Consider the following 12641-nt stretch of genomic DNA (forward strand, 5'->3'; position numbering starts at 1 on the left):
GACGTATCGTACTTGAAAAAGTAAAGAAGAGTTTCGGCGAGGTCACCGTGATTCCGCCGCTGGATCTCGAGATTAACGATGGCGAATTCGTCGTCTTCGTAGGCCCTTCGGGCTGCGGTAAATCAACGCTGCTGCGGCTGATCGCGGGTCTGGAGGACGTGAGCGGAGGCAAGATCTCTATAGATGGCGAGGATGCCACGCAGATCCCGCCGGCAAAGCGCGGACTGGCGATGGTTTTCCAGTCTTATGCGCTCTATCCGCATATGAGCGTGCGCAAGAACATCGCCTTTCCGCTCCGCATGGCGAAGCTGGACCAGGCCGAGATCGACCGCCGGGTGGAAAATGCGGCGTCGGTTCTGAATCTCGCCGACTATATCGACCGTCGACCCGGCCAGTTGTCGGGTGGCCAGCGACAGCGTGTCGCCATTGGCCGCGCCATCGTCCGCGAACCGGCGGCATTTCTGTTTGACGAACCGTTGTCGAACCTCGACGCCGCGCTGCGTGTGGGTATGCGGCTTGAAATCAGCGAACTGCACAAGCGGCTCAAGACCACGATGATCTACGTCACCCACGATCAGGTCGAAGCGATGACCATGGCCGACAAGATCGTGGTGTTGCGGGCCGGAAATATCGAGCAGGTCGGCTCTCCCCTGGAACTTTACCGGACGCCGCAGAACGTGTTCGTCGCCGGGTTCATCGGCTCTCCGACGATGAACCTCATCGAGGGCGAAGAAGCTGCGAAACACGGCGCCCATACCATCGGCATCCGTCCCGAGCATATCTCGGTCTCGGCCGACGCGGGGGACTGGTCGGGGGTGGTCGGCGTGTCGGAGCATCTTGGATCTGATACGTTCATTCACGTGCACGATACCGGCCTTGCCGAGACCATCACCGTCCGAGCCGGTGGCGAGGTGTTTTTCAAACACGGCGACCGCATATACATGACGCCACGCGAGGATGTCATCCACAAGTTCGACGCAAAGGGCCTGCGGATTGAATGAGGCGGCTTGAGGGTAAAACGGCCCTAATCACGGGGGCGGCACGCGGGATCGGCTTGGCATTCGCAGAGGCCTATTGCCGCGAGGGCGCGCGCGTAGCTATCGCAGACATCGATGCCGCGGGCGCGGCTTCGGCTGCGGCGTCGCTGGGCGCGGATGCCATCGCAGTGCGTATGGATGTGACCGCACAGGACAGCATTGAGGCGGCGGTTTCGGAAACCGTCGAGCAGTTGGGCCAGATTGACATTCTGATAAACAATGCCGCCATCTTTACCGCCGCGCCTATCGCCGAGATCACGCGCAGCGACTATACCCGCGTCTTTGAAATAAACGTCGCCGGAACCCTGTTCACGATGCAGGCGGTGGCGGATCACATGGTGACGCGCGGAGTTCGCGGCAAGATCATCAACATGGCCAGCCAAGCCGGGCGCCGCGGCGAGCCGCTCGTTGCCGTCTATTGCGCCAGCAAGGCGGCGGTCATCAGTCTAACTCAATCGGCCGGGCTGAACCTGATCCAACACGGCATCAACGTGAACGCGATCGCACCGGGCGTCGTTGACGGAGCGCACTGGGACGGTGTCGACGCATTCTTTGCCAAATATGAGGGCAAGGCCCCGGGGCAGAAAAAGCGCGAGGTCGGCGAGTCCGTTCCTTACGGCCGCATGGGTCGTGCCGAAGACCTGACCGGCATGGCGATATTTCTCGCGACCGATGAGGCGGATTACATCGTCGCCCAGACTTACAACGTCGATGGCGGAAATTGGATGAGTTGATAATTGAGGATCGAAGGGGGCAGGAGCATGAAACTCTGCAACGCAACGCTGGCGCAACTTCCTGAGGGGATATCTGGCCCTGTTTATGACCGGTCGCAGCTGACACCAGGAATCGTCCATATCGGACTGGGCAATTTCCATCGCGCGCATCAGGCTTGGTACTTGCACCGGCTGATGCAGCAGGGCAAGGCGCTGGATTGGGCGATCATCGGCGCTGGGGTCCGGCCCTATGATGCCGCGCAGCGCGAAAAACTTCTGGCGCAGGATTGCCTGACCACGTTGATCGAACTCGACCCCGCCGGAAAGTCGGTGGAAATCGTCGGATCGATGATCGACTACTTGCCCATCGAAGAGGGCAACGGCCCCCTGATCGCGAAAATGACCGACCCGGCTATCCGGATCGTCGCGCTGACGGTGACTGAAGGCGGCTATTACATCGATGCCGTGACAAAGGGTTTCGATGCCAACCATCCCGACATCAGGCACGACGCAACGAACCCGGAAAACCCGCGCACAGCTTTCGGTGCGATGGTCGCGGCTCTGAAACAGCGGCGCGCGGCAGGTAACGGGCCGTTTACCGGGCAAAGCTGCGACAACCTTCAGGGCAACGGCAAAATCCTGCGGCAGACCGTGGTGTCGTTGGCGCGGCTCTCTGATCCGGATCTGGCGGATTGGATTGACGAAAACATGAGTTTCCCGAACGCGATGGTGGACTGCATCGTGCCAGCGACAGGGCCGAAAGAGCTGGAACTTGCAAAGAAACTTGGCATTGACGACGCTGCCCCGGTCACCCACGAAAACTTCCGCCAATGGGTGATCGAGGACGATTTTTGCGCAGGCCGCCCGGATTGGGATATCGCCGGTGTAACCTTCTCAGATGATGTCCACGCCTACGAGACGATGAAGCTCCGGATTCTCAATGCCGGCCACCAGGTGATTACGACACCCGGCGACCTGCTGTCCGTGCAAACCATCGACGACTGCATGGCAAATCCGCTAATCCGGGGCTTGTTCCGAAAGGTGGAAACCGAAGAAATCGCACCGCTGGTACATGCAGTGCCGGGCATGACGCCCGCGCAATATATCGACCTTATCGACCGCCGTTTCTCGAACCCCGAAATTCACGACACGACCCGTCGCAACTGTTTCGACGGGTCATCGAAACACCCCGGCTGGATACTGCCGATGGTGCGCGAGCGGCTGGCGGCCGGTGCCTCCGTGGAGGGATTCGCGCTGGTCTCGGCGATCTGGGCACGATGGTGCCAAGGAACCCGGGAAGACGGCTCAATCATCGAGCCCAACGATCCGTTGTGGGACGAGCTTACGGTCGTGGCTGCCGAAGCGCGCGAACGGCCTCGGGCGTGGCTGGAACAGCGCCATATCTATGGTGATCTGGCCGAGAATAAATCTTTTTCCAGAGCTTTCGAAGACTGGCTCGCGCGCATCTGGACTGACGGGTGCCGCGCTTCGCTGCAGTTGTATTTGGCGGGGAATGGATAAATCCTGCGGACGGGCGTTGGCAGCGGAATGTGACTTGAGTCGGGTAGGGCGGCATAACCCAAGGACCCTCCATGAGCTGGAGGATACTTGGGGCTCAGGTCACGGCGGGAACGCGCTATGGTATGAGTCCGAAAGATGTTATGCTTGTAGAAATTCGCTGCCGTCCACTCCTCTGTCTGCAACCACTTCGACTAGATACGAAGGCTCACCAGCCGGGATATTTTAGATCATAACCGCGCCGCCGCGTTTGCGGAGTGGCGCGGCCTAGGTGCGCACTAAAGGACAGTGCCACTGTACTTGCAGAGACAGTTTCGCATTCGTCTGACACCGCCCGCCGGCTTGCTGACTACATTCTGTTTCTCATTTCGAAGGAATATGTACGATAGTCAGTCTCATCGAATGTATATGTCTTCCCGGCCTGTGGCAGTTCATTCATTCGCTGGAAATGTGTGAGGATGCTATCGGGGAAACGCGGTGTTCCATCCGGCCAGCTGATCTTGGCCCAATCGTCGATCGAATAGGGCACGAGACCATTTTTGATTTTGCCAGACGTATTGGTCATCACCAAGCCTAGGTAATCGCCCAGCTTCAGGTCAAATTCCCTGTTGATATTGAATGATACCATTCGGTTGGCATGCTCCTTTGTATAGGGATCGCCTACGTAAACGACTTTGTACTGCGCAGCTCCGGTTCCGGTGGGATCAGCGCGAAGGACCACGGGGCGCGCTTCAATCGCGTCTGATGCTTCAGCATTTGCGTAAAACTGCCATTTAGCGAGGCGCGCATCCGTGTTTGCCCGCATCCGGTTGTCCACGATAAGTATGGACTGGCCCGGCTTAAGCTCGTCGTGGTTCGGACGCTTCACCAAAATGCTCTCATACTGCTTTGGTGGCCGCGGAACCTTTTTGAGCTTGCGGCTGTACTCGGGCTTCAGCGTATTCACCTCGGTCGCACTCTCAAGATAAAGTTCGATCCAGAGTGACTGCGCCGCCTCTTGTCCGGCATAGAAATCGCCCAAGACCACAGGGGGCATCCAAGGGAGCTTGGTAAAGGCGTCTGTCTGGAAGCCGTGCATCTCGACGGCGAATTCATTGTGATCCTCCGGCGACACACCGGCGAAACGGGTGCTGTTCTGATAAAGTCCGGCCATATCAAAGGGTGTCACTCTATGACATGTGGTGCATTTGTTTTCCGGATTATCGAGGTGACGCAGCGAGTCGTCCCAAAAGGCAAACATCTCTGACTGGTCAGAATCAATAAAGAAGAAAGGCCCCAGAGGGTTGGATGGCACCATTGGATCCGGGAAGACCTCTCCGTCTTTCGGTTTGCTGACCCTTACCTGATCAACCCAGGGCGTGTGCAGAAACGGGTCCGCATTATGGCACCGCTGGCACTGGAATGTCTCAGCTTGCGTCACCAGAGGCGACCAGAACTTCATGCCACCCTTTTTGCTGAAAGGAGATATTACAGTTTGCACCGGTTTCGGATTTTCAGGATCATAAAACTGGAAATAAGTCGAGGCACCCGTGCGCGGGTGGTGACCGATAATTGCCACGTCTCCGGACTTTATGAATTTCTCTTTTTCGGTTGGCTCTTTTTGATAGTACTTGCGAACCATAAAGACCCATTGGACTTCAGGGTTCTCACCTTTCATCCTGCCCACGACGTTGTAGGGATTGGACTGACCGTCGCCACCGTGGAAACCTTCGACCCGCGTCGGAAGCATCATAGGCCGATCGGAGCGCATATCGACATAATAGGATTCCGGTGGCTTTCCGTTGACCGTCACAGGGACGTATTCGCCATTGATAAGGTTCCACTGGTCGTGGTTTCCTTCCGCGTCGGGACCCCATTCCCAGACCGGCACATCGTCAAACTTCCCGAGCGCCGCTTTGACCTTTGCCATGTACGCATCATGGAGATCTTCGTTGTAGAGACTGTCGTCGTTCCAGCTCTCGTCAGCGAAGCAGGCCGCCGGTTGAGTGGCCCAAATCAGCGCAGCGAGTGTGCAAGAAATCCACGTTCTCATATCAGTCTCCTTTTAAACAAGTTCCGCTTGTCGCCTGCGCCAGAATCCCGAACTCGGCCAACGGGTTTCTGAGCGGTAGAATTGGTTGTGCCGTTGACGGAAACGAGCGAACTCAGCCTGTTTTTCCGCCTTGAGGCGTTTCAGTATATCCGGGTTGCCCGAAAGGCACGCTTGCATAGCCGCACCGCTTCGCTGTCCGTCTTGTAAGCCCTTCGCGATGCCCCAGGAAGACAATGGATCATAGGCACATGCCGCGTCGCCCACGGCAGTGAAGCCCTCCACCTCGGGCAGGCTCAATTGCTGGCTGGCCGCATCAAAAACATCCACACGGCCTGACCAGTTTCCCTTTCTCGCAAGCGAGGGCAGGATGCGGCTTGTTTTCAGACGCTCATGCCAAAGGTCCGAGGCGCGACCCGGAGCTTTCCCCACCACATCCGCGTCCGTCATAAAGGCACATATCAGCAATCCGTCTTCGAATTGCACGGCATACCACCATCCATTTTCGACGGCTTCGATATACAGCTTGCCGGTGTCTTCCGTGGGCTCGGTCCCGTGTACCCTGCCGACGATGCCGACAAGCCGGTCGAGCCGGCGAACCCGTGCGCCAAGCAGTCGGGCGGCCCGGGCCTGCCGCCCGCTGGCGTCGATCACAACATCGACTGTCTTGCTGTGCTGACCCGCAGGACCGCGCAGGATCGCTTCGAACCCTGCGTCATGTCGTATCAGATGGCTCAGGCGCGTGCCGAAATTTAACTCTGCGCCCTGCGCTGTCGCATGGCTGGCAAGCGCCTCGTCAAAGACATCACGCCTGAGGTTTACGCCGGCACCGGACGGCGTAAAGAAATAATTCTTCTCAGCCCATTCCGGTTGCCCCCAGGCAGAGCAAACGCCGCAGCTGTTTCCGTGGTTCGGATCGTTCAGCAGATTGTCCATCCCAAGGTCCGACAACAGCCGGACGCCTGCAGGGGGCAAATGCTCGCCGACATGACGCTGACGCGTTCTGGAGCGCGCTTCGGCGACGGTTACGCTATCGCACCATGTGGTCAGTTGCGCAGCTGCAGCCAGACCCGAGGGGCCAGCACCAACCACAAGCGCGTGCACCGTCATCAGGTATCTTCCTCGAAATTTCGTTCCGTCTCATAATATGTGGCGCCGTTTTGTGCGCTTATGACAAAGCCGAGACGCCACCATTTTTTGACCATCTGCCCATAGTCCGGATCATCTCCGTTGCCGCCCCATTCGTCAGGTACCCATGACTGCATCGGCATCCCGTTGCGCGTCACCTGACCCGGGCGCTGCACAGGCCACCAGGTGTCGGTGCAGTCCAGATAATCCGCTTGCCACGGCAGCGCATTTCCGATGGTCAGGTCGCCAGGCTGGCTATCCCCGGCTATGCGCATCGGCGCGGCATAAAGCTTAGGAACCGTCATGATCAGCCATGATTCAATGCCAGGGTAAAACGGTGTCCCGGACGTTCCGAAAAGCGCTGCCCGGTCCAGTGCGGCGGGTTGTTGCGCAACATCGATCTTATCTAAAGGCTTGTACTGGTAGACACCATCGGGAACGAAATTGCCGTCGCGCCACATCTTAAGCATTCTGTATTGCAGTGGCGTCACTACGGAAAGGTCCCAATCCTCTTTGCCCGGGGCGTCCAGGACATCGCTCGGAAGCTGCGGCATTTGCTTGGGTTTGATTTGCTTGGTCGTCAGGGGTGGCCCCGGACGCACCGGCACCTTGGCGGGATTTCTGATGCGATCAAAAATGGTCTTTCTGGTCTTGAATGCGACCGACTTCCGATCCGCGTCGGTATCATTCAAAATCTTCATCCTTTCGGGCGTCAGGTAAAAACCGCCACCCCCGGTGCGGTGCCCCATCGCCCCCTTTGCGCTGACCCATTGCAACAGGGAAACGCTGCGAAGGATCGGGTAAATATCATTCGCGAACGAAGGTTTCGGTACGTCAAGCCCGGTGGGCCATGATGCACTTCGCGCCACATCGTAAAGATCGGTGAAGTAGTTCAGGGCGGGCGCGTATTTCGGCATGGCGCAGATCACCCAAGCCGACTGTTCAGGTTCGGTGATCTGAACCGGGTCACCGTTTTCGAAAGTTATTTCTGCATGCACCGGTCCGTCGGCGGACTGGTCGTACCAATCGTCGCTATTGGCAAAGACATCGATACCTGCCGCGTTTCGAAACGGTGCGTTCTGGCTGAATTTTCCATCCTTGATGCCCTCGGACAGCCCGTCACTTGCAAAAAGCAGCAGGTGCCCGGTGCCCGAATCCATCATGGCAGAGCCAAGTTTCACAGGCTTGGTCAGAGGCTCCACCTGCCCGGACGGCATGCTGAACTCTCCGGTAAGATCAGTCAGTGATCCGTCCGTGGGAACCTCTGTTAAGCCCGTGTCAATGCAGAGCTTTTTCCGTTCCTTCAAATCCATGACCGAATTGTTCCGGGTCAGCGAAGGGTGAAAATCCGGTGGCGGATGCGTGGGTTGCACGAAGTGGCCCGGCGCTTCGGGGGCAATGTCGAGCGCAGATTTGCGGTTTCCCAGACGCACCGACCATGTGATTTCCTTCACGCGCTTATCGGCGAGTGTGATCTCTCGCACGGCCTTGCCGTCTTCATACTCGTAAATTCGAAATCGCTGCGCCTGTTTTTTGATCTGGCCGTTTTTCTTGTAGTCTTTGCCCTCATTTGGCACGTCGAACGGTGCTTCGGGGCCGACATAGAAAGTCGCAGGATCGCTGGGGTCGAGCGTCAGATTGCCCATTCGGGCAACCCCGATGGCTGGATGAATGGCGTAGGTTCTGATCATGGAGTTTTCCCTTTGGCGGTCAGCGGCTCAGAGCGTCTGGTTTTCAATAGTTGGCAAAGGCGTACTGGCTGCGGATCGGATAATGCACCTTAAGCTGCGCCGTCACATTTACATTGGCCTGACGCTCGAAGACCACGACACAGTCCGACCCTCCGAATTGGAAGAAGGAGAACATTTCGCCCTTCTTCAGCTGCTTTCCGACCAATTCATCGGCAATTTTTTCATTCACCTTGGCGACCTGTGCATCATAGCCCAAACCCTCGCGTTCGTTTGAGGAGAGCTGTATCGGACTGTGGTTTTTGTCCGGGTTGGTGAAAACGACAGATGAAACCTGTGCCATGCCCATCGGCAGCACCGCCACTTTGCCAAAATTTTCAGTCTCCAGAACGATCAGGCCTCGGCATTGTACAAACTGATACCCTGTCGGGTCATCCGCATCGAGATAGCGATGTGGTACGAATGCACTGGCAAGATCACTACTCGCCGTCTCTGCGTCCTGATCTTTCAGCCCCACCTGCAAATAGACTTGGCCCGGAATGAACTTCGCTTCCAAAACCTTACCGGCAACCGGCGTATGCAGACGGTGATAATCATAGGTATTCAGGAAACTATGGCAAAAGCGGCCACCGGCAAAATCTGCCGCATACTTACTGTCATTCAGCAACTCTTGTATCGACCATTCAATGTGCTTGATCACGATCGAGGGCGGTGATTGTATCGGCCCGTCAGGCGTGTTGGTGGAAATCGACCACTGTCCCACAAAAGTGGATTCCGCGGGAAACACAATGACGCGGTCATTGGCTTCTTGCGCCACAGGCCGCTGTCTGTCGATATCCTTGAACTGTCTTGCAAAGAATTCGTTGAAGGTGCCGTAGTCCTCTGGTGGCTTTTGGTAATCTTGCCAGTTGTACTCAGGCGCATACTTAAAGCTTTCGAGGAATTCTGCAGATGCAGTTGTGTCGAGGTATCCTCCCCAATCCACCGCGAATTTCCGCAACCATGCCGAGAGTGGTGTAAGGTCCGCTCCGGACTGCGGCGCAATCGGGCTCTGCAATTTGTCGAGCGTCTCTTGGTTGAAATAATAATAGAACTCAACGATCCGCAAATAAACGGTCCGCTCGTGCATGGTTTGCCCGTCACTCGTCCAATGTCTGGTTTCCGGAATCCATGTCACCAGCGCATCCACATAAAAGTAGAACTGGTCCAGTGTCTCGATCTTTTTCAACTCTCCAACTGGCTGGCTGGCTACATGCGTTATCGCCGACTGGAAATGCTCTTGATAGCGGTTTTCCTTGATCATGCGCTGCAACTCTTTTGTGGCAGGCTGTTGCGGGCTGTACGGCGTTCCGGGGGCCGGAATACCTTTCAAAAAATTCGAGCCCGTAACCGGATAATCGCTCTCCGAGGCAACGAAGGCCCGGCGCATCGATGCAGCCCGACGTCTGCCCCAACCAGAATGGCCCGGATTATTTTGGCCCTTACCAGCAGAGGGCGGATCGAATTTCGAAGAGGTAGGCGCACCGGAATTTGATGCCCCGCGGCCATTTTTATTTTTGGAATTTTTTGAATTCGGCGACATAATGCATCCTTATTAAGTAGCTGGTATCAAATTAGAATTGCCTAATTTTACGGCAGCCAATTTAAATAGCCTGAAGCTGTCCTCCGCGCTGTTCAGTTGCGAAGACGGTAGACGCCGGATCGACCAGTTGTCAATAAAACAGACGACCTGCGGTTGTAATCTCTTGATTCGCAAAGACGCCCGAAGCGATGCATTGTCAGCTTATTTCGCGTAAAAATGCTCTGCCAGGTATTCAGAAATCATGGCGGAACCCCTTTTCCGGCAAAGATACTGACATTCTCAAGAAAACACTTAAAAAGTAACCTGTTAATCCCGCGAAATAGATGTAGTCTTTGGTTAAAAGGCGCGGTTGTCCCAAAATGAAAAATTCAGCTTTGGGAACGTGCCTGCCGGGAAACGAGGAGTGCTCGAATGTCGTCAAGTGATCGGGAAGAAACCGGCGAGGGAGACCTCATCAAGAAATGGGCGACAGTGGTGTTGGCTGATGTCGTTGGATACACCCGCCTCATGAGTAACGACCCGGCCAAGACCGTGGCGGATCTGGATGACGTCAGGGCGATTGTCCGCAAACAGGCCGAAAATCACGGCGGCTATATCGCCGACGAGGTTGGCGATGCAATTCTCGCTGTTTTCGACACGTCAATCGGTGCGGTTTACGCGTCTTGCGCCGCCCAACTGGAAATATCTGAGAGGGCGCTGGGATCACCTGAAAATCGCAAAATGATGCTTCGGATGGGCATCCACAACGGTGAAATTCTGGAAAAGCCGGACGCCACCATCTATGGCGACGGTGTCAATATTGCGGCCCGCCTCGAAAGCCTCGCGCCATCCGGCGGCGTGGCCGTTTCAGAAGACGTCCGCCGGGCCTGCGGCGACGCCACCTCGTTACGGTTCCTCGATCAAGGTGAGTACGAGGTCAAGAACGTGGAAAACCCAGTCCACGTTCACCTGATCGCGCAAAGGGGCGGGGCAAAGGTGCTTGACCTGCCACAAAGAATGAAGCGGACCGTGATTTTGGGGAACCTGCCCGAACGTGCGACCGAACTGATCGGGCGTGAAGATGCCCTTGCTGAAGTAAAAACTCACCTTGAAACGTCCCGTTTTGTCACATTGTTCGGTATGGGAGGGCTCGGCAAGACCAGCCTTTCAATCGAGGCGGGCCGCCATTCTGCGTCAAATTATCCGGATGGTGTCTGGTTCGCAGATCTTGCCGCGATTTCGGACCCGGCCGCGGTTGCCCTTGCCATTGCAGGTTTGTTCGGTGTTTCGCAACAAAGCGAAAAAAGCATGCTTGAGTCTCTTGCCGACGCCCTGCGCGGGCGCCGCATGCTGATCATTCTGGACAACTGCGAGCATTTGATCGGCGCCACAGCCACTGTTGCGGACGCAATTTTGACCACTTGCCCCAAAATCTCGCTCATCGCCACCAGTCGCGAATTGCTGTCAATTAGTGGCGAACAGGTCATGCAGGTGGCACCGCTGCAGATATCAGGAAGCAACGCGCCTGCGATTGAACTCTTTACAGAACGCGCGAAGGCGGTCTCTCACACCTTCCAGATCGAAAACAACGAGGCCGATGTCAGGGATATTTGCGAGAAACTGGATGGCGTTCCTCTTGCGATCGAATTGGCCGCAGCCCGTGTGAAATCGATGACACCCCGACAAATCCGCGACAGGCTGGACCAGCGTTTTCGTCTGCTGACGGGCGGGTCGCGGGCCGAGACGCGGATACGCCACCAGACGCTGCAAAAAGCGGTTCAATGGTCGTACGATTTGTTGAACGACACAGAGGAAGCCGTTCTCAATCGCGCATCGGTTTTTGCAGGCGGCTTCACGCTGGAAGCGGCAGAGGCGGTTTGCGCCGGCGGCGAGGTGGATGCTTTCGACGTGGTCGAAATTCTTGATTCACTGGTGTCCAAATCCTTGGTCACGGTTATCCAGACGGACAATAATTTTCGCTACGGCATACTCGAAACCATTCGGGCATTCGGGGGCGAGAAACTGGCTGCGAGTGCGGACGCCGCCGACGTGCGTCATGCGCATGCAACTTTCTATGCCGATCAATCTTACGCGAATTTCAAACTGTGGCGCAGCGCAAACCAGATGAAAGCCCATGAGTGGCTGGACCTTGAGATCAACAATTTACGCGACGCGTTTCGCTGGGCCAACGAAAACAACGACATTGACCCTGCAGCACGGATCGCGTCGAGCGTTGGTGATCTGGCACGCTTTCGTTTGCGTGAGGAAGCAGCGAACTGGGCCGAAGAAGTGGTCGATCAAGCCCGAACTGCCCGCCACCCGCGCCTCATCATACTCTTAACCTGGTGCGCCAGTTCTGCATGGGCCTTTGGCCGGTTTGAAGAGGCAAAGCGCTTCGGCGAGGAAGCCCTGTCATTACTTGACGACGAAACGTTCGAACCTTTCGTCTGGGCCTATGGCGACTTGGCATTTGTTGCCATTTTCTCGGGTAAACTGGACGAAGCCATCGAACTGTTGGCCACGGGCGCCAATCATCCGGCAGACACGCATGACCGGATGATGATGGCCTTCCATCTGTACATTTTGGCGACAGCGGGCCATGCGGACAAAGCCCTGACAATTGCCGATGACGTCGTGGCCAAGGTGAACGCGGCCGGCGTGCCTATGTCCATTGCCGTCGCCCACGGCGCACGCGGTGCGGCCCTGGAAGCGGAAAATCCAAAAGCTGCCCTGGCCGAATACGAATACGCGATCGACGTGGCGAGCACATCGGGCGTTCGATTCATGGAAACGCTTATCGCTCCCCGACTCGCCGCCGTTCACGGCCGCAGTGGCGAGCCCGAGGCGGCATTGAAAGGGTTTGAACGCATGTTGCTGGCCTATGGCGATGCAACCGACATGGCCTCCGTCTCTGCATGGCGGACCAATCTTGTAATTCTGTTCGCAAAAACCGGGCAATTCCACGCC

The 12641-nt window shown here is 56.6% G+C and carries 8 protein-coding genes; 4 read left to right on the top strand and 4 right to left on the bottom strand.

Going from position 1 to position 12641, the window contains the following annotated elements; all coding sequences use genetic code 11:
* From AC221Y_RS12605 to AC221Y_RS12615, 3 genes are all read left to right on the top strand, one after another.
* Positions 1-1001: ABC transporter ATP-binding protein (locus AC221Y_RS12605; protein ID WP_486707432.1), on the top strand; the 1001-nt coding region annotated here is incomplete at its 5' end.
* Positions 998-1771, top strand: coding sequence for an L-iditol 2-dehydrogenase (locus tag AC221Y_RS12610; protein WP_486707433.1), 774 nt, complete (start codon positions 998-1000; stop codon positions 1769-1771). The genes AC221Y_RS12605 and AC221Y_RS12610, both read left to right, overlap by 4 nt.
* 27 nt (positions 1772-1798) lie before the next feature.
* Positions 1799-3271, top strand: a complete 1473-nt coding sequence (locus tag AC221Y_RS12615) for a mannitol dehydrogenase family protein (RefSeq protein ID WP_486707434.1) — start codon at positions 1799-1801, stop codon at positions 3269-3271.
* A 346-nt stretch (positions 3272-3617) separates the two neighbouring features.
* Here AC221Y_RS12615 and AC221Y_RS12620 read toward each other — a convergent pair whose 3' ends face one another.
* Genes AC221Y_RS12620 through AC221Y_RS12635 form a run of 4 tightly spaced genes read right to left on the bottom strand, consistent with a single transcriptional unit; the run spans position 3618 to position 9542 of the window.
* Positions 3618-5300: a hypothetical protein gene (locus tag AC221Y_RS12620; protein ID WP_486707435.1), complete on the bottom strand. Its 1683-nt coding sequence runs from the start codon at positions 5298-5300 to the stop codon at positions 3618-3620.
* Between the two features lie 12 nt (positions 5301-5312).
* The gene (locus AC221Y_RS12625; RefSeq protein ID WP_486707436.1) at positions 5313-6407 is read right to left on the bottom strand and encodes an NAD(P)/FAD-dependent oxidoreductase; all 1095 of its coding nucleotides are present in this window, start codon (positions 6405-6407) and stop codon (positions 5313-5315) included.
* Positions 6407-8116, bottom strand: a complete 1710-nt coding sequence (locus AC221Y_RS12630) for a LodA/GoxA family CTQ-dependent oxidase (protein ID WP_486707437.1) — start codon at positions 8114-8116, stop codon at positions 6407-6409. The genes AC221Y_RS12625 and AC221Y_RS12630 overlap by 1 nt, the downstream gene beginning before the upstream one ends.
* 43 nt (positions 8117-8159) lie before the next feature.
* A complete protein-coding gene (locus tag AC221Y_RS12635) occupies positions 8160-9542 on the bottom strand; it encodes a phosphatidylserine decarboxylase (protein ID WP_486707438.1) in 1383 nt (460 codons plus the stop codon).
* Positions 9543-10106: 564 nt separating this feature from the next.
* Here AC221Y_RS12635 and AC221Y_RS12640 point away from each other — a divergent pair.
* A partial coding sequence (locus AC221Y_RS12640) for an adenylate/guanylate cyclase domain-containing protein (RefSeq protein WP_486707439.1) occupies positions 10107-12641 on the top strand: 2535 nt, incomplete at its 3' end.

This window comes from Boseongicola sp. (genome assembly GCF_057460485.1).